Source organism: Kitasatospora sp. NPDC004614 (genome assembly GCF_042873675.1).
In the GTDB taxonomy this organism is placed as follows: Bacteria; Actinomycetota; Actinomycetes; order Streptomycetales; family Streptomycetaceae; genus Kitasatospora.
This window is the reverse complement of sequence record NZ_JBIALR010000001.1, coordinates 219,387-236,302: the sequence shown is the minus strand read 5'-3', so window position 1 is coordinate 236,302 and position 16,916 is coordinate 219,387. Positions and strand designations below refer to the sequence as shown.

Genomic DNA, 16,916 nt, shown 5'->3' with positions numbered 1-16,916 from the left:
CCACGATGGCCCGACCGCCCGAACCGGGCACGCCAGCCCCCGACTTCACGCTGGCCGGGGTACAGCTCGACCAGGACACCGCCCACCGCCGCGAGTACCGGCTCGCGGACTCCAAGGGCACCCCGCTCGTACTGGTCTTCTATCCGGGTGACGACACCCTGGTCTGCACCCGGCAGCTCTGCTCCTACAACTCCGAGCTCGACCAGTTCACCGGACTCGGCGCCGCCGTCTGGTGCATCAGCGGCCAGGACCTCGACAGTCACGAACGCTTCGCCCGCAAGCGCGGCCTGCACCTGCCGCTGCTGGCCGACACCGGCGAGCGGGTCGCCAAGCTCTACGGCATCACCGCGCCGGGCATCGGGGTGCGGCGCTCGGTCTTCGTGCTGGACGCCGAGGGCGTGGTCCGCTGGCGGCACGTCGCACTGGCCGGGCTGACCTTCCAGCGGCCTGGCACGCTGATCGAGCAGCTCGCCGCACTGGCCTCCTCACCCGCCTGAGCCGGCCGGGCCGGTCAGCGGCCTGAACCGGCCGGGCCGGTCAACGGCCGGAGCAGGCCGGGCCGGTCAACGGCCGGAGCAGGCCGGGCCGGTCAACGGCCGGAGCAGGCCGGGCCGGTCAACGGCCTGAGCAGGCCGGGCCGGTCAACGGCCTGAGCAGGCCGGGCCGGTCAACGGCCTGAGCAGGCCGGGCCGGTCAACGGCCTGAGCCGCCCGGGCCGGTCAACGGCCTGAGCCGCCCGGGCCGGTCAGCGGCCTGAGCCGCCCGGGCCGGTCAGCGGCCTGAGCAGGCCGGGCCGGTCAGCGGCCTGAGCAGGCCGGGCCGGTCAGCGGCCTGAGCAGGCCGGGCCGGTCAGCGGCCGACCTCGCGGGTGCGGAAGTCGTCGACGGTCTCCCGGCGGATCAGCAGCCGGATCCGGCCCTCGCGGACCGCGGCGACGGCCGGGCGGCCCACGTGGTTGTAGCTGGAAGCCATCGACAGGTGGTACGCCCCGGCGGCCGGGACGGCCAGCAGGTCGCCCGGCCGCAGGTCGGCGGGGAGCGGCGCGTCGCGGGCCAGCAGGTCGCCGGCCTCGCAGTGGCAGCCCACCACGTCGAACGGCCTGGTCGGGGCGGTGCCGGTGCGGCCGATCGGGCGGACGGTGTAGGCGGAGCCGTAGAGCGCGGGCCGCGGGTTGTCGCTCATGCCGCCGTCGACGGCGGCGAAGGCGCGGCCGTCTGCAGTGTGCTTCACGGAGAGCACCCGGTAGACGGCGACTGCGGCGGGGGCGGCGATCGCCCGACCCGGCTCCACCGTCAACTTCGGTACGGCAAGGCCGTGTTCGGCGCAGCAGACGGTCAGTCGGGCGGTGATCTCGGCGGCGAATCGGGCGGGGTCGAGTTCCGGGTCGCCGGGGAGGTAGCGGACGCCGTGGCCGCCGCCGAGGTCGAGTTCGGGCAGCTCGACGCCGTGCCGGTCGCGGATCCGGGCGAGCAGCTCGACCAGGCGGTCCAGCGCCGTGAGGTAGGGGGCGGTGTCGGTGATCTGCGAGCCGAGGTGGCAGTGCAGGCCCGCCAGTCGGAGGCCGGGCTGGGCGAGGATGCGGCGGACGGCTTCGGCGGCCTCGCCGGCGGCGATCGAGAAGCCGAACTTCTGCCCGTCGACGCCCGTCCGGACGGCGCTGTGGTGTCCGGCCGCGACACCGGGCAGAACGCGCACCAGGACGCGCTGCGGGGTGTCGGCGGCGGTGAGGGCGGCCAGGCGCGGGATCTCGGCGAGGTTGTCGACGACGATCCGGCCCACCCGCAGGCGGCGGGCCAGGCGCAGCTCCTCCGGGGACTTGGCGTTGCCGTGCAGCAGGATCCGCCCGGGCGGGAAGCCCGCGGCGGCGGCCAGGCGCAGTTCGCCGGCCGAGCAGACGTCGAGGCCGAGGCCCTCGTCGGCAATCCAGTCGGCCATCGCGGTGCACAGGAACGCCTTCGCGGCGTACAGCACGTCGGCGTGCGGCAGGGCGCGGCGGTAGGCCCGGGCGCGCAGCCGGACCTCGTCCTCGTCGAGCACGTACAGCGGGGTCCCGAAGCGCTCGGCGGCCTCGCGCAGGCCGACACCGCCGAGCAGCACGTCGCCGCCGCGCCCGGCGACGGCGGACGCGGGCCAGGGGCTGCCGAGGGGCCGGGGCGGGTCGTGCGGGCGGGCGGCGGGTGGGCGGGTGGACAGGGTGGTCATCGCGGGGGTTCTCCTGGGCTCGGCGGGAGGGTACGGGCTTCGGCCCGGTGTGCGGGGCGCCGTCAGTCCTCGTAGTGCATGGTGAAGCGGCAGTGTCCGGCGGCGGGGCGGCCTTCGGGGCGGTCGTTGGTGCGGTCGGGTGCGGCGTCGAGGGCCGGTGTGCGCAGCAGGCGGCGGAGGATCGCGTCGTCGGGTCGGTCCTGCTGCGTGCTCGGGGCGGGGTTCAGCAGGTTCGCGGGGACGAGTTGCAGGTCGGTCATGGTGGGCTCGCTTTCGCCTGGAGGTCGCGGGGGCCTTCGTCCGGGCCCCGACCACTCCAGTGCAAGCCCGGCGCGCGCCGATCGCACCCCTCCTTGACGCAGGGGCTACACCGATCGGCCTTGCCCTGACGGGACGTTGACGGGCGTCACGGGGCGCGCGTCAACGGGCCGTACGGATCTTGCCGGAAGGTGACAGCCCCGGTGGTGAGCGGGGATAGCGTCTCTGCTGCGCCCGCGAGCGGCGCTTGGTGTCTCGACCGTTGTGTGGAGGTATGCCGTGAAGCAGCAGCTGCACCCCGTCCGTCCGAAGCCCTCGGAACGCACCCCGGCCGGACGGCTGGTGGTACCCGTCCGGCCGGGCCCGCTGGGCCACACGGTCCGTGTCTTCCGTACCGCCGTCGGTGACCGCACCGCGGTCGCCTTCTCGTCGGAGCGGCACCTGATCGCCGTGCTCGGCCCCGGCCAGCCCTGGATCTCGCTCGCCGAGCCCGCGCTGCGCGCCCTGTTCGAGCCGCTGGGCGTCAGCGCGCTCACCCTCGACCCGCAACTGACCGCGGCGGCCCCGATCCCGCTGGACCTCGGAGGAGTCGCGGCCTGACCTGCTGGTACGGGCTGGGAACCGGCTGGGCTCGTGGTGTGTACCGTTGTTGCAGGTGGTGGCCAGGTCGGTGGCCGCCCGGGAGCTGAAGGCGGTGCTGGGCGGTGAGCCCCGAAGAGCCCCCGACCCGGCGCATATTCGTGGCGCTGGCACCGCCCGACGAGGCCAAGGACGAACTGGCCCGCGCGCTGGCGCCCGCCTACGCCGCCCACCCGCAGCTGCGCTGGAACCGGATCGAGGACTGGCACATCACGCTCGCCTTCCTCGGTGAACTCCCCAGCGCCGTCGTGCCGTTGCTGCTCACCGCACTGGCCGGCACCGCCGGCTCGCGGCCGGCCCTGGAGCTGCGGCTGCGTGGCGGCGGGCACTTCGACGGCCGGCTGCTGTGGAGCGGCATCGACGGCGACCTGGCGGGGCTGCACGCCCTCGCCGACGAGGTCCGGCGGCTGGTCAGGTCCTGCGGGATCGACTTCCTGGAGCGCCCGTTGCGCCCGCACCTCACGCTGGCCCGGGCCCGCCGCGACGACCCGCTCGGCGTCCCGGCCGCGGCCGCCGACCTGGCCGGCTTCATCGGGCGCAGTTGGCACACCGACCGGCTCCACCTGGTCGGCAGCAACATCGGCCGCGGCCCCGGCCCGATCCATTACCGGGACATCACCGCCTGGCCGTTCGCCGCCGCCACTCCTTCGCAGCCGTAGCCGTCAGCGGCAGCGCTTGTCGACCTGCGCCCGGTAGTCCGCGAGCGTCATGACCTCGTGCTCGTGCCCGCCCTGACCCCGGACGACCTGGTCCGCGCCGAGCCCCAGCAGGACCGCACCGTCCACCGTGAACGAGCCGGAATGCGGCCGGTCACCCCGGCTGACCGTCACCGTGAAGGAGTAGGTCGCGTCGGCCCGGAGGCCGGGCACGTCACCGCTCCCCGCCCAGCCCGGGGCGAGCGCCCCCGAATCGACCTGGTCGACATTCGTTTCCATGGTGTCCGGGCTCGCGAACCAGTGGTTCTCCCCCTCCTCCCCGTTCACCCTGGTCCTGATCATCACGTCGTTCACCGTCTCGTTCGGACACCGGGCGGGATCGATCACGAGGTGCCCCTCCACCACCCGCACGCCGAAGACCCGGTCCCAGGCAGGCGTGCACGCGGACAGCAGGGGCAGCGCCAGGCAGCCGGCGACCGCCGCGACCGCGAGCCGGTGCCGTCGTCCATGGTTCTTCACGTCGTCGACTCCTGCTGCTGCCGGGGTGATTGCCGGTGTCAGCTTTCCGCAGTCGGGTAGCCGCCCCGGCACGGCTTCGCGTCGATCTCGTTGCGGTTCCCGGCAGTCCTCCGACCAGGGCCGATGCGGCGCAGGCCAAGCCCCCCAAAGAGGGGGTACAGGAGGTCCGCGGCGCGCGCACAACGTCATCCCTGCCCCCGGGAAATGCGGACGCCGGGGCGGGAATTGGGAGGTGGCGCGGTGCTCGACTTCTGCCTGACGCTGGCGGACCGGGAGTTCTACGTTCCGATGGAGCGGGCCCCCGAGGTGGGCGAGCGCTACCGGCCCAGTGAGGTGCCGGACGGCCGGCGCGGGGAGCTGTTCCCGCTCGCCCAGCCGCTGGAGCGCGACCCGCGCGGCCGGGCGGAGCTGTACCTGCGCGATCTCGAACAGGAGGTACCCGTCCCGGAGGCGCTGTGGCGCACCGCGACCAGGTACCACGGGGCGGCCACCCCGGAGACGCCGAGCAACTACGATCTGCCCACCGCCGCCGAGCTGGACGAGAAGCCGGAGCAGGCGCTCACCGCGCTGCGCAACAGCATCGCGGCCGGGCTGCTCGGGATGGCCAGGCCGGACGGCCAGGGCTGCACCGACGCACCGAGCCGGCCCGGTTCCTCCACCCCGCGCGCTGCCTGCGCTGACCGCGCCGCACGGGAGCGAAGATCTGGCAGACCGAACGTCAAGTTGCTGCGGCTGCTACGGGAATTGACTGGCACTCCGCCGGACCAAGGACAGGCCCGCCAACTCGGCGGGCCCGTCCCCGTGTCACGGGGGAATCACCGGTCGTCACTCAATCTGCGGACGCAGTAGCGGTGTTGACGGAGAACGGCCCCGCCGCGCAGGCTCGTCGCGTGGGGGCTCGGGGTGGGTGGCGGTGGAGAGAGGGGGTCAGGTGGTCGAGTGTGACGGGGGCTGCACAGAGTGCTCGAGGGGCGCTCGAGGGAGCCTTGATTAAAAACCGACCCGCCTGTATCTTATTGGCTACTTGCTCTTGATCGATGAAGTCAGCCGGCCGCCTCGGAGCTTGTGCGGGGCGTTCTGGGGTGTGGCGTCCGATTTGTTCGGCGGGCGCACGGGGTGTAGTGGCTGTTATTCGATCAGGGTGATGCGGCGATCAGTGGGACGTGCGGTGCGACTGCCCGCTCACGTTCGCCCGCGCGCGATCCACCCAACTGGCCAGAGTTCGCTTCTCATTGCTGGAGCCGTCATGCCAAGGTCGCTGTGCACCGCAACACAAAGCCGCACCACCCGGAATGACGGTGGCGCGGCTCACGACTCGCCCTACGGGGCCGTCAACTCCTGGTACACCTGGCCACCTCGGTCGGCGCCGTAGAGCAGGGCGGCGAGGACGGAGGGGACCACGATGCTCGGCAGCAGGTAGCGCAGCAGGGACTGGGCGCGGCGGTCGAGGTCCTGGTAGCCGGTGAGGGCCTCGGACATGGCCTGGATGCCGCCGAAGGAGCCGACGACCACGTCGGAGGCTTCCGCCACGTCGACATGGGGAAGCAGTTCGCCCTGTTCCTTCGCGGCGGCGAGGATGCTGCGGCAGATCCTGCCGAACTCCTGGAAGGGGCCGGAGCGGTCGAGGTCCTGCTCCAGCGAGTTGAGGGTCAGGCGCACCGAGGCGCGGACCAGCGGGTCCGTCTGCAGGCGGTGGGCGTGCAGCATGACCAGGTCGACCAACTGCTGGGCCTTGATGTTCCGGTCGGGCAGTTCGGCGGTCTGCCCCTGTTCCGCGAGGACCCCGCGGGCCAGGTCCTCCTTGGACTTGAAGTGGAAGTACAAAGCACCCTTTGTCACGCCGGCCTCTTTGAGGATCTGCATGATCGTGGCGGCCTGGTACCCGTGCTCCTCGAAGACCTTCGCCGCCGCGGCGACGATTGTCTTTCTGGTTCGGATCGCCCTGTCCTGAATGGCCATACAGCCTCCTCCGTGCCCCTCAAGCGTTGCTGGTTACTGAACGCACACTGACACATACTCACCGTACAGCGAAACCGTCCAGTCTGTATTTTACAACACATTACCTACCCCAAGGGGGGGACCATGCTCGAGGCGACGCTGACCGCACCCGACGCACTGCACGTTCAGCCGGAATCCGGCATCGCGACGCTGGAGATGCTCCACCGCGCCCGCGCCCAGGACGCGTTCCTGCACGGCTGGCGGCGGACCGGCGCGGACACCTTCGTGCTTACCGGGCAGTGGCCCGCGCGTCACCCCTTCTTCGAGCTGATGGCCGGGCGCCGGGTGGATCCGCTGCTGGTCGCCGAAACCGTGCGCCAGTCCGTCCACTTGGTGGCGCACGCGGGCTTCGGCGTCCCGGTGGGTCAGGCGTTCGTGCTGCAGAACATGCGGTACCACTGCTCCCCCGAGCGTCTCGCGGTCGGGGCGGATCCGACGGACCTGCGGGTCCGGGTCTCGATTCCGGGCTTCGGGGGCAGGTCGCGGGGCACGACCGAGGCCAGGATCGAGATCCGGCTGGCGGGGGTCACCGTGGCCGGTGGCAGCATCGACTTCCAGGTGGTCAGCCCGGGTGTGTACCGGCGGCTTCGGGGCGGCCGGACCGATCTGCTGTCGGTGCGGCCCACGGTGCCGGCCGTCGCGGCGGCGGCGGTGGGGCGCTCCCGGGACGAGGACGTCCTGCTGTCGGCCGGCTCGCGGGAACGGGAGTGGCTGCTGCGGGTCGACACCGAGCACCGGACCCTGTTCCAGAGCCCCAAGGACCACGTGCCGGGCATGCTCCTGCTGGAGGCGGCGCGGCAGGCGGCCACGGCGGTGGCCCGGCCGGGGGCGTTCGCTCCCTGGGCCGCCGACGCGTCCTTCTTCAACTACGTGGAGCTGACCGAGGATTGCCTGATCCAGGCGCAGGAGGTCACGGACCCGGCGACCGGGGAGCCGGCCGTGCGGGTGACCGGGCGTCAGGGCGACCGTCCGGTGTTCGAGGCCACGCTTCGCGGCGAGCTCGGCTGAGCGGGCGGCGACGATGATCCTGGTCACGGGTGCCACCGGGACGGTGGGACGCGAGGTGGTCCGTCGGCTGTCCGGCCGGGTGCCGTTGCGCATTCTGGCCAGGGATCCGGGCCGTGTCACGCGTATAAGTGAAGCGGACGAGGTCGTTGAGGGTGACTATCGGGACGAGGAGTCGCTGAAGCGCGGTCTGCGGGGGGCGAGTTCGGCGTTCGTGGTGACCAGCGACGTCGGCGGGCAGGACGACGTCCGCTTCGTGGCGGCGGCCCGGAACGCCGGTGTGCGGCACCTGGTCAAGCTCTCCGCCGCGGCCGTCACGGATCCGCTGGCCGACGATCTGATCACCCGCTGGCAGCGCGGGGCGGAGGAGAGCATCCGCGCGTCGGGGCTCGACTGGACGTTCCTCCGGCCGCGATCGTTCATGTCGAACACGCTGGGCTGGGCGGCGACCGTCCGGGCCGAAGGTGTCGTCCGCGCGCTGTACGGCACCACGCGCAACTCGTGCGTGGACCCTCGCGACATCGCGCGGGTGGCGGTGAAGGCACTCACCGAACCCGGGCACGAGGGCAAGGCGTACACGCTGACCGGCCCGGAGGCCATCAGCGCGGCCGAGCAGGCGGAGTGGATCGGCCGGGTGCTCCAACGCCCGGTCAGGTTCGAGGAGTTGGGCCGGGAACAGGCCCTGGCCCAGTGGTCGCGGCGGTACCCGGGGCCGGTCGCCGAGGCGCTGCTGGCCAGTGCAGAGCGGCAGTTGGCGGGAGCGAAGACGGGGGTGGACACCACGGTGGAGCGGCTGACGGCCCGTCCGGCCGGCTCCTTCGCCGGCTGGGCCGAGGAGCACGCGGCGGCCTTCGCCGGGTAGCGCACCGGCTGGTTCGCCTCACAGTTCGAAGCGCTGTCCGGTCGGTTGAAGTGACCTCGGGACGGAGCCAGGAGTCCCGGACAGCGCGATTTCCCTCAAGTCAGGAGCCGAGAGAATGCCGAAGATCACCGCCAACGACGGGCGCCTCACCGTCCTCAACGTGTTCACCACCGCCACCCCGGAGAAGCAGCAGGAGCTGCTGACGGCCATGCGCGGGGTCACCGACACCGCCGACATCGCGGGCTGGATCTCCACCACCGTCCACGCGGGGCAGGACAGCCCGGGCACCGCCAACTTCATCCAGTGGCGCAGCGCCGCGGACCTGGAGGCCCGCTACGCCGACGAGGAGTTCAAGCGCCGCACAGCGCCGGCGTTCGGTCAACTCGCCACCTCTGTGCGGCTGTTGCAGAACGAGATCGCGTTCACGCAGCAGCGGGAGGCCGGCGGCACCGAGCTGTCGCCCGAGCGGGACGACTGGACCGTCATCGAGCTGTTCGGCGTCGCGGAGGCCGACCAGGAGGAGCTGATCGACGCCCTGGGCGCCTCGCAGGGGTGGCTGGTGGACGTGCCCGGCTACCGCACCCACACCGTGCTGCGCGGGCTGCGCGCCCGCGGTGTCGAGGGCAAGTTCGTTGTGGTGTACGGGCAGTGGGACAGCAAGGAGGCCCACGACGCCTTCCGCGGCCGGCCGGAGGCCGAGCGGGGAGCGGAGCGGCTGAAGGTGGACGAGCGGGTCGCGGCGCTGAGCACCTGGCGGGACGTCAACACCTACCGGGTGGTGCACACCCGTTCCGCGGGCGAGCAGGTGGGTGAGTAGCACGCCGCCCGACGGTCGGTGACCCCGGCCCGCCTCACCGGGCCGGGGCGCCGGGCCGGGGCACCGCGGGCCGGTCAGTCGGTGCCCCGGAAGATGTGGTGGTCCGGGGCGTCCCGGTCCTCACCGGCGAGCAGAGCGGGGCGGGTGAACACGCGGCCCGCGACGGCGGGCCTGGTGCCGAATATCTCGAAGGTGGTCCGGTCTTGGCTCTCCAACAGGTCGGAAGTCACGCGGGGATCCTTTCCGGGTCGGCGAAACAGGCGGAACGAGCGGAACGAGTCAGGACGAGCGGAACGGGTCGGGACGAGCGGGAACAGGCGGAGCAGGGGTCAGACCAGGCAGGGGGCCGCACGGTCGTCGAGGCGGTCGTCGAACTCGTCGGCGGATGCCGGGAGTTCGGCGGAGGCCCGGCGTCGTACCGGCCGCGGCGGCGCCGCGTCCTGGGCGAGCAGGCACTCCTCCAGGAAGGCCAGCGCGCGCAGGTGGTAGGTGCGGGCCGCCCAGCCGAGGCTGATGTTGTGTCCGGCGTCCGGCTGGTGGTCGACGGCGACCCGGGGGGCGGCGAGCGGTCTGCGCAGGGCGGCGATGGCGTCCTCGTCGAAGTGCCACCACTGTTCCTGCTCGGCGAAGGTGAACCGGACGGGTACCCGGACGAGTTCGGCGAGTCCGGGGTAGAGCTCGGGCCACAGCGGGCCCTCCTGGGCCTCGCGGGTGGGGACGGGCGAGACCAGGGAGCGGCCGAGCCGGAAGGCGTCCGGCGGGTAGAGGCGCAGCGCGCCCCAGTGTTTGCGCCAGGCGCCGTGGCCGCCGGAGCCGGGCATTTGGTGCGGTTCGACCGCGAGGCGGCTGCCGAGGCCGGAGATGTCGAGCCCGATCAGGGGGTGTTCGCCGGTGCGGGCGCCTGCGGCGAGGGCGAGTTTGCCGCCGTTGGAGTGGGCGAGGAGGAAGAAGCCGCCGCCGATGTCGCGGTCGCGCGCGAAGTCGGCGAGGGCGGCGTTCAGGGTGTCGGCCTGGTCCAGGACGCCCTGTCCGTCGGGCAGGTGTTCGGCAGACGCGCCGTAGCCGGGCCGGTCGATCGCCAGGACGGTGTAGCCGAGTTCGGCGCCGAGGGTGAGCAGGGAGAGTCCGGGGCGGGCCCGGCTGTCGAAGTAGCCGGCGCTCATGCCGCCGCCGTGGATGGCGACGATGACGGCGCGCGGTGGTGCGGGTGTCTCGGCGAGCAGGGCCGAGAGCGGTACGCCGGCCGCGTCGAGGGTGATCCGGCGTACCTGGGGTGGGCGGGTGCTCTGCGGCTCAGTCATGGGCGTTCACGTGTGGCGCCGCGGCGCGCAGGGCGGCTTCGAAGGCGCTCACGGGCTGGGCGCCGCTCAGCACGGTGCCGTCGTCGAACAGGAATTGCGGGATGGAGCGCACCCGCATCCGGTGGTGCACGTGCTCGAGCATGGTGCGGGTCTCCTCCGTGCCCTCGCCGTCGGCCATCGGCTTGTCGACTCCGACTTCCTGGCCGAGGCCGGCGAGGACGTCCGGGTCGGCCACGTTGAGGCCCTCGGTGAAGTAGGCGCGGAACAGGCGTTCGGTCATCTCCTCGGCGCGGCCGGACCGGGCGGCGTGCAGGATCTGGCGGTGGGCGTCGAAGGTCTGGGTGTGCACGACCTCGGCGAAGCGCAGGTCGAGGCCGTCGGCGGCGGCGGTCTTCGCGACGCGTTCGGTGCTGGCGAGTGCGTCGGGGCCGAACTTGCGCAGCAGGACGGGGATCAGCGGCTCGCCCTCGCTGGTGGAGTCCTGGTCGAGCTGGAACGGCAGGAAGGTGACTTCGAGCCGGCCGCCGTCGGCGCGGAAGCGGCGGGCGGCCTCGGTGAAGCGCGCGTAGCCGATGTAGGAGTGTGCGCAGATGATGTCGAGGACGATCTCGACGCGGCGGACCGGGGTCTCGGCGGGAGCCATGCGGGGGCCTTTCTCGAATAAAAGACGTACGGGACGCGGGCGGTGGGCGGCTGACGGCTCAGGCCTCCGCGGGGACCTCAACGGGCTTGCGTGCGGCCTCCGTTCGCGGTGCCGGTCGGGCCGCCCCGCCGCGCACCGTGAGCAGGACCAGCACGGCGACGACGGCGGCGAAGCCGGCGGCGGTCAGGTAGACGCCGCCGATGCCGACGGAGCCGCTCACCGGCTGGCTCACCAGGGGCGAGACGAACTGGCCGAGGAACAGGGTCGAGGTGACGCCGCTCAGGGCCCGGCCGCGCATCGCGACGGGGGTGCGCGACACCAGCCAGGTGTTGAGGTTGGGGATCAGCAGGCCGATGCCGGCGCCGGCCACCAGCAGCCCGGCGAGCACCAGCGGCACGCCGGTGGCGGCGCCGATCGCGGTGTAACCGACCGCCAGCAGGACGAAGGTGGTGACGGCGATGGTGCGGTGGCTGCGGTTCTTGCCGATCCGCCCGTAGGACAGTCCGACCAGTGCGGTGGACAGACTCATCAGGGCGATGGCCAGTCCGCTGCCACCGGCCCCGACGTGGGCCAACTCATCGAGATAGAACGGGAGTTGGGAGGGGATGGCGTAGAAGACCAGCTGGGCGGCGAAGACCAGGGCGTAAATGCCGAAGGCCAGCTTCGGGAAGCCGCCCGCGGTGTCGGCCGCCCCGGCCTCGGCGGCGGCGCCGTCCGCGGGGCGCGGTTCGCGGATCAGCCACAGGGTCAGGAAGGTCATCGGCACGGCCACCAGGTAGATGGCGAACGGGCCGCGCCAGCTGATGTCGGCCAGGGCGCCGCCGAGCGACAGGAACGCCACGCCGCCGAAGCCCATGAAACCGGCCTGGAGTCCGAGGACCCGGGAGCGCTGCTGCCCGGGGTAGTGGTCGGCGACCAGAGTGGTGGTCGCGGTCATGATGCCGGCGACGGCGATGCCGAGCAGCAGCCGGAACACCAGGATCGCGTACAGGTTGCTCAGGAACAGGCCGGTGCTGCCCGCCACGGCGAACAGGGCGACCGAGGCGACCAGGATCGGCTTGCGCCCGCTCCGGTCGATCAGCGCGCCCACCACCGGCGCGCCGAAGGCGATGGCCAGGCCGGGCACGGTGAGCACCATGCGCACCAGCAGCCCGACGTGGCCGACGTCGGCGAAGTGCTTCTCCATCGCCGGCAGGGCCGGTGCCACGATCGCCCCGGCCATGGTGGTGAGCATGCTGGCCAGCAGCAGTGTCACCAGCAGCGGGCGGCCGCCGGCGGGCCGCCCGGCGGCGGCGCTGGTCTCGTGTGTCATGACTGTCCCTCTTCCTCGCCCGTATTCGCGCACGTCTCGAACCTCAACTCTCCGCTCCCCCACGGCGAATTCGGCATCCTTTTCCTCGTTCTGACATTTGTTTCAGCAGTTCTGACACAGCGGCCTTTCGATATGACACGGGCGCCATTTACCGTCTCGGCCATGACCCCGATTCCGCTGTCCCCGCTCGCCGGGCGCCGCTGCCAGGAAGCCCTCAACGCGCTGCACTCGACCGTCTACTTCAGCCCGGACTTCGCCGAGAGCCTGGCGGAGTACGGCGTCGACGACTCGATGGCCGTCTACCTCGCGGGCCGGGCCGGCCCGCTCGGCCCGGTGGCGGCGGGCACGGTCACGGCCGCGTTCTACGGCTTCGCGCACCCGCTGATCGCCGAGCACCTGCCGCACGTGTGGAGCCTGGTACCGCCCGCCACCGTCGTCGAACTGCGGCTGGCCGCGGTGGACGCCCTGCTGCGCCGCCACCTCGGCGAGGAGACGCTGGCCTCCGCCGGGATGGCCGAGGCCGCCCGGCTCGCGCTGTCCGCCGCCGGGGCCGGGCAGCGCGCCGGGCGTCCGATGTTCTCCGCCCACGCCGACCAACCGGTGCCGCAGGAACCGCACTTGGCGCTCTGGTACGCCGCCACCCTGCTGCGCGAGCACCGCGGCGACGCCCACATCGCGGCGCTCCAGCACGCCGAGCTCGACGGGATCGACGCCCTGGTCTCGCACTGCGCGAGCGGCGACGGCATGCCCAAGGAGGTTGTGATGACCAAGCGCGGCTGGACCGAGGCCGACTGGTCCGCCGCCGAGGACCGGCTGCGCGAACGCGGCCTGATGGACGCGGGCGGGGCGCTGACCGCGCACGGCGAGCTGCTGCGCACGCAGCTGGAGGCGGAGACCGACCGGCTCGACCGCGCACCGTACGAGCACCTGGGCGCCGAGTCCGTGGCCCGGCTGACGGAGCTGGCCGAGGCCTTCACCGCGCAGGCCGCGGCGTCCGGCGCCTTCCCGCCCGAGCTGCTGGCGTTCTTCGCCAAGCGCTGAACACCCCGCCCGGGAGGCGGTACGAGCGGCCCGCTCGTACCGCCTCTCCTGCTGCCCGCACGGCGGCCGGTTCACTGCACCGGGGTCCCGTCGGGGCCGGGGCCGTCGGCCCAGGTGAGGTTGAAGCTCCACTCCTGGAAGCGCCAGCCCTGCGGGGTGCGCACCACCACGCCGCCGTAGTGGCCGCCGATGTCGAACAGCGCCGCGCCGGCCTCGCGGTGGTGCACATGGGTGGCCACCACGTGGAACCGGACGGTGCCCCGGTCGCCGTCCAGGCTGATCGCGTGGTTGGCGCTCAGGTGCAGCGTGCGGTCGAACTTGGCCTTGGCCTCGTAGTGGAACCGCGCCACCCCGTCGATGCCCCGGTGGGTGCCGATCGGGAAGTGCAGCACCGCGTCGTCGGTGAAGACGGTGGGCGGCCAGGTCTCGTCGTAGCCGTGCTCGTCCTGGGTGTCGAGCAGGGTGACGTAGCGGTTGATCAGTGCGCTGATCTCCGCGCCGTCGGTGAGTTCCTGGACCCGGGCGCGCAGCGCGGCGAGTTCGGCGGCGAGGTCCTCGATGGTGAGTGTCATGCGGCTTCGCCGAAGGTGCGGGCGAGGTGCGAGGCCTCGCTGCGCCAGCTGCGGGGGGTGCGGTGGCCGAAGGTGCGGTCCACCCGCCGCCAGCGGGCGCGGGCCAGCGTGGCGGTGTCGGCGGGGTCCGCGGCCCGGCTGGTGGCGAGGAGCAGGGCCACGGTGACGGCGGCCAGTTCCTCGTCGGTGGGCATGCCCTTCTCGATGCGGAGGACGTCGGAGGGTTGAGTGGTCACGTCGGGTCTTCTCTCTCGGTGGCGGGTGGTCACTGCGGCGGGTTGCCGTGCTTGCGGGACGGCAGTTCGGAGTGCTTGGCGCGCAGCATGTCCAGCGAGCGGATCAGCACGGAGCGGGTCTCGCGCGGGTCGATGACGTCGTCGATCAGGCCGCGCTCGGCCGCGTAGTACGGGTGCATCAGCTCGTCCTTGTACTCCTGGATGCGCGCCTCGCGGACGGCCTCGGGGTCGTCGGCGGCGTTGATCTCGCGGCGGAAGACCACGTTGGCGGCGCCCTCGGCGCCCATCACGGCGATCTCGTTGGTGGGCCAGGCGAGCGCGAGGTCGGCGCCGATGGAGCGCGAGTCCATGACGATGTAGGCGCCACCGTAGGCCTTGCGGACCACCAGGGAGATCCGCGGCACGGTGGCGTTGCAGTACGCGTACAGGAGTTTCGCGCCGCGCCGGATGACGCCGTTGTGCTCCTGGTCGACGCCGGGCAGGAAGCCGGGCACGTCGACCAGGGTGATCAGCGGGATGTTGAAGGCGTCGCAGAACTGGACGAACCGCGCGCCCTTCTCGGAGGCCTCGATGTCCAGCACGCCGGCCATCGCGGAGGGCTGGTTGGCGACGATGCCGACCACGTGCCCGTCGAGCCGGCTGAACGCGCAGACGATGTTCGGCGCCCAGGCCGAGTGCACCTCGAAGTACTCGCCGTCGTCGACGACTTCGGCGATCACCTTGCGCATGTCGTAGGCCTTGCCGGGCTCGGCCGGGACGAGGTCGAGCAGCGACTCGTTGAGCCGGTCGGCGGGGTCGCCGGAGCGCTCGACGGGGGCGAGTTCGCGGTTGTTGGCGGGCAGCAGGGACAGCAGGTAGCGCACGTCCTCGATGCAGTGCTCCTCGTCGTCGTACGCGAAGTGCGCGACGCCCGAGGTGCCGGCGTGCACGTCGGCGCCGCCGAGGCCGTTCTGGGTGATCTCCTCGCCGGTGACGGCCTTGACGACGTCCGGTCCGGTGATGAACATCTGCGAGGTCTCGCGGACCATGAACACGAAGTCGGTGAGCGCCGGGGAGTAGGCGGCGCCGCCCGCGCACGGGCCGAGCATCACCGAGATCTGCGGGATGACGCCGGAGGCGCGGGTGTTGCGCAGGAAGATGCCGCCGTAACCGGCCAGCGCGGTGACACCCTCCTGGATGCGGGCGCCCGCACCGTCGTTGAGGGAGACCAGCGGGGCGCCGGCCGCCTCCGCCAGGTCCATGATCTTGTGGATCTTCTGGGCGTGCGCCTCGCCGAGCGCGCCGCCGAAGATCCGGAAGTCGTGGGCGTACACGAAGACGGTGCGGCCGTGCACGGTGCCCCAGCCGGTCACGACGCCGTCGCTGTGCGGTTTCTTCCGCTCCAGGCCGAAGCCGGTGGCGCGGTGCCGGCGCAGCGCCTCGACCTCGTTGAACGAGCCCTTGTCCAGCAGGAGTTGGACGCGCTCGTGGGCGGTGAGCTTGCCCTTGGCGTGCTGGCGTTCGGTGGCGGCGTCGTCTCCGGCGCGCACCGTCTCCTTGAGCTCCGTCAACTCCTCGATGCGGGCCCGTATCGTCTGGTCGCTCGCGGACATGTGGTTCCCACTCTCCTTGGTCAAAAGTCGGGTCGGACGGGTCCTGGCCGTTCAAGGGCCTTGCCGGACAGGCCCCGGTCGTTCAGCCGGCGAGGGCCGGCGCCGGAGCGGCGTGCAGCCACCCCTCGTCCAGCCAGCGGACCCCGGCGGTCAGGGGGCCGGCGCTGCGCACGGCCGCGGCGGCCGCGTGGGTGGTGGTGCAGGGCACGTCGAACACCGTCCAGCCGGCCGGGTGGCGGGCGGAGCGGGCGCCGAGGTAGTCCTGGGCGGGCGACCGGCTCAGGCCGGTGCCGATGCCCTTGAGGTAGGCCTCCTTGCGGGTCCAGATCCGCCCGAAGCCCTCCGCCCGCTCGAACTCGTGCTGGTGGCACGCCAGTTCGGCCTGTTCCTCGGGGTGCAGGGCGCCGGTGCAGACCTCGATGGTCTCGGCCCGGGGCAGCCGTTCGACGTCCACGCCGAGCGGTGCGGTGGCGACGCCGATCAGGGCGACGGCGCTGCTGTGCGACAGCGAGAAGTGCAGGGGCAGCGGGGACCTGTCCAGCGCGGGGCGGCCGTGGCGTTCGCCGCAGCCGGGGCACGGCTCGCGGGTGAAGCGCACGTCCTCGGGCGCGGTGTGCAGGTAGCGGCCGAGCAGCCGGCGCAGCGCGACGTGGACCGTCGCGTACAGCAGTCCGTCGGCGGGGCGGACGAAGGAGTCGGCGCGGCGGCGCTCGGCGGCGTCGAGCTCGGAGCGGTCGAGCAGGTGCGCGGTGGCCGGGTGCGGGCTGCGCATCAGCCAGAGGTCGAGCCTGCCGTCGCCGAGGGTGAACTCCTGGTCGGCAAGCGTGCGGACGGTGGCCCGGGCGGCGGTCATGCGGGGACCGCGGTGCCGTGGGGGGCGGCCACCGCCGCCGGATGCGGGCCGAGCGGGCCGAGCTGTCCGGCCAGGCACTCCACCAGTTCGGCCGCGCTGTTGGCGAGCAGCAGCATCTGCAGGTTGAGCTCGACCTGGAGGGCGTGCTCCATCCGGCGCTGGAGTTCCAGCCCGGCGATGGAGCCGACGCCCAGGCTGCGCATCGGCCGGCCGGTGGTGTCCACCTGGTGGGGGGCGATGCCGAGGACCCGGCCGAGCTCCTGGCGGACGTAAGCGTCGAGGACCCGGGTGCGTTCGGCGTGGTCGGCGGCGGCGAGTCGGGCCCGGTCGGGCGCCGTCACCGCCCCGGTGCCGGCGGTGCACGTGCGGGTGGGGCGCGCCGTGCGGTTCACAGTCATGTCCCTTTCCGG

21 protein-coding genes are annotated in these 16,916 nt (G+C 72.7%); 8 read left to right on the top strand and 13 right to left on the bottom strand.

Annotated features, from left to right (window positions below):
• Positions 1-5: 5 nt before the first annotated feature.
• Entirely contained in the window at positions 6-497 is a 492-nt protein-coding gene (locus tag ACFYST_RS01050) for a peroxiredoxin (protein ID WP_387858987.1), read from the top strand.
• A 352-nt stretch (positions 498-849) separates the two neighbouring features.
• On the opposite strand, the gene lysA is transcribed toward ACFYST_RS01050, so the two are convergent.
• Positions 850-2,202: a diaminopimelate decarboxylase gene (lysA, locus tag ACFYST_RS01045; protein WP_387858986.1), complete on the bottom strand. Its 1,353-nt coding sequence runs from the start codon at positions 2,200-2,202 to the stop codon at positions 850-852.
• 62 nt (positions 2,203-2,264) lie between these two features.
• Positions 2,265-2,462 (bottom strand): hypothetical protein, encoded by a 198-nt coding sequence (locus ACFYST_RS01040; protein ID WP_387858984.1) that lies wholly within the window; start codon positions 2,460-2,462, stop codon positions 2,265-2,267.
• Positions 2,463-2,739: 277 nt separating this feature from the next.
• Between ACFYST_RS01040 and ACFYST_RS01035 the strand changes: the two genes are divergently transcribed.
• Positions 2,740-3,060: an SAV_915 family protein gene (locus ACFYST_RS01035; RefSeq protein WP_387858983.1), complete on the top strand. Its 321-nt coding sequence runs from the start codon at positions 2,740-2,742 to the stop codon at positions 3,058-3,060.
• A 104-nt stretch (positions 3,061-3,164) separates the two neighbouring features.
• Positions 3,165-3,758 (top strand): RNA 2',3'-cyclic phosphodiesterase, encoded by a 594-nt coding sequence (gene thpR / locus ACFYST_RS01030; RefSeq protein WP_387858981.1) that lies wholly within the window; start codon positions 3,165-3,167, stop codon positions 3,756-3,758.
• A gap of 3 nt (positions 3,759-3,761) precedes the next feature.
• On the opposite strand, the gene ACFYST_RS01025 is transcribed toward thpR, so the two are convergent.
• The gene (locus tag ACFYST_RS01025; RefSeq protein WP_387858979.1) at positions 3,762-4,274 is read right to left on the bottom strand and encodes a hypothetical protein; all 513 of its coding nucleotides are present in this window, start codon (positions 4,272-4,274) and stop codon (positions 3,762-3,764) included.
• Between the two features lie 240 nt (positions 4,275-4,514).
• On the opposite strand from ACFYST_RS01025, the gene ACFYST_RS01020 reads away from it, so the two are divergent.
• Positions 4,515-5,123, top strand: a complete 609-nt coding sequence (locus ACFYST_RS01020) for a hypothetical protein (protein WP_387858978.1) — start codon at positions 4,515-4,517, stop codon at positions 5,121-5,123.
• Positions 5,124-5,594: 471 nt separating this feature from the next.
• On the opposite strand, the gene ACFYST_RS01015 is transcribed toward ACFYST_RS01020, so the two are convergent.
• Complete coding sequence (locus ACFYST_RS01015) at positions 5,595-6,233, bottom strand: ScbR family autoregulator-binding transcription factor (protein WP_387636165.1); 639 nt, start codon at positions 6,231-6,233, stop codon at positions 5,595-5,597.
• Between the two features lie 123 nt (positions 6,234-6,356).
• Between ACFYST_RS01015 and ACFYST_RS01010 the strand changes: the two genes are divergently transcribed.
• The 3 genes from ACFYST_RS01010 to ACFYST_RS01000 all read left to right on the top strand — a co-directional run bounded on the left by ACFYST_RS01010 (position 6,357) and on the right by ACFYST_RS01000 (position 8,956).
• Positions 6,357-7,280, top strand: coding sequence for a ScbA/BarX family gamma-butyrolactone biosynthesis protein (locus ACFYST_RS01010; protein WP_387858977.1), 924 nt, complete (start codon positions 6,357-6,359; stop codon positions 7,278-7,280).
• A 13-nt stretch (positions 7,281-7,293) separates the two neighbouring features.
• Positions 7,294-8,139 carry an SDR family oxidoreductase gene (locus tag ACFYST_RS01005; protein WP_387858975.1) on the top strand — a complete coding sequence of 282 codons (846 nt, stop codon included), beginning with the start codon at positions 7,294-7,296 and terminating at the stop codon, positions 8,137-8,139.
• Between the two features lie 115 nt (positions 8,140-8,254).
• Positions 8,255-8,956 (top strand): antibiotic biosynthesis monooxygenase, encoded by a 702-nt coding sequence (locus tag ACFYST_RS01000; protein WP_387858973.1) that lies wholly within the window; start codon positions 8,255-8,257, stop codon positions 8,954-8,956.
• A gap of 74 nt (positions 8,957-9,030) precedes the next feature.
• Here ACFYST_RS01000 and ACFYST_RS00995 read toward each other — a convergent pair whose 3' ends face one another.
• The 4 genes from ACFYST_RS00995 to ACFYST_RS00980 all read right to left on the bottom strand — a co-directional run bounded on the left by ACFYST_RS00995 (position 9,031) and on the right by ACFYST_RS00980 (position 12,212).
• A complete protein-coding gene (locus ACFYST_RS00995) occupies positions 9,031-9,186 on the bottom strand; it encodes a hypothetical protein (RefSeq protein WP_387636175.1) in 156 nt (51 codons plus the stop codon).
• Positions 9,187-9,285: 99 nt separating this feature from the next.
• Positions 9,286-10,257: an alpha/beta hydrolase gene (locus tag ACFYST_RS00990; RefSeq protein WP_387858971.1), complete on the bottom strand. Its 972-nt coding sequence runs from the start codon at positions 10,255-10,257 to the stop codon at positions 9,286-9,288.
• Complete coding sequence (locus tag ACFYST_RS00985; protein WP_387858969.1) at positions 10,250-10,900, bottom strand: DsbA family oxidoreductase; 651 nt, start codon at positions 10,898-10,900, stop codon at positions 10,250-10,252. The genes ACFYST_RS00990 and ACFYST_RS00985 overlap by 8 nt, the downstream gene beginning before the upstream one ends.
• A gap of 58 nt (positions 10,901-10,958) precedes the next feature.
• Complete coding sequence (locus tag ACFYST_RS00980; RefSeq protein ID WP_387858967.1) at positions 10,959-12,212, bottom strand: MFS transporter; 1,254 nt, start codon at positions 12,210-12,212, stop codon at positions 10,959-10,961.
• 162 nt (positions 12,213-12,374) lie between these two features.
• Here ACFYST_RS00980 and ACFYST_RS00975 point away from each other — a divergent pair, with 162 nt between their 5' ends.
• Positions 12,375-13,253 (top strand): hypothetical protein, encoded by an 879-nt coding sequence (locus ACFYST_RS00975; RefSeq protein WP_387858966.1) that lies wholly within the window; start codon positions 12,375-12,377, stop codon positions 13,251-13,253.
• A 71-nt stretch (positions 13,254-13,324) separates the two neighbouring features.
• Here the strand turns inward: ACFYST_RS00975 and ACFYST_RS00970 are convergent, their stop codons facing one another.
• The 5 genes from ACFYST_RS00970 to ACFYST_RS00950 form a co-directional block, all read right to left on the bottom strand.
• Positions 13,325-13,825 (bottom strand): nuclear transport factor 2 family protein, encoded by a 501-nt coding sequence (locus ACFYST_RS00970; RefSeq protein ID WP_387858964.1) that lies wholly within the window; start codon positions 13,823-13,825, stop codon positions 13,325-13,327.
• The gene (locus tag ACFYST_RS00965) at positions 13,822-14,061 is read right to left on the bottom strand and encodes an acyl-CoA carboxylase subunit epsilon (protein WP_387858962.1); all 240 of its coding nucleotides are present in this window, start codon (positions 14,059-14,061) and stop codon (positions 13,822-13,824) included. The genes ACFYST_RS00970 and ACFYST_RS00965 overlap by 4 nt, the downstream gene beginning before the upstream one ends.
• Positions 14,062-14,090: 29 nt before the next feature.
• A complete protein-coding gene (locus ACFYST_RS00960) occupies positions 14,091-15,653 on the bottom strand; it encodes an acyl-CoA carboxylase subunit beta (RefSeq protein ID WP_387636191.1) in 1,563 nt (520 codons plus the stop codon).
• An 82-nt stretch (positions 15,654-15,735) separates the two neighbouring features.
• Complete coding sequence (locus ACFYST_RS00955) at positions 15,736-16,506, bottom strand: 4'-phosphopantetheinyl transferase family protein (RefSeq protein WP_387858961.1); 771 nt, start codon at positions 16,504-16,506, stop codon at positions 15,736-15,738.
• The gene (locus ACFYST_RS00950; protein WP_387636196.1) at positions 16,503-16,904 is read right to left on the bottom strand and encodes an acyl carrier protein; all 402 of its coding nucleotides are present in this window, start codon (positions 16,902-16,904) and stop codon (positions 16,503-16,505) included. Before ACFYST_RS00950 ends, ACFYST_RS00955 begins: the two co-directional genes overlap by 4 nt.
• Between the last annotated feature and the right edge of the window lie 12 nt (positions 16,905-16,916).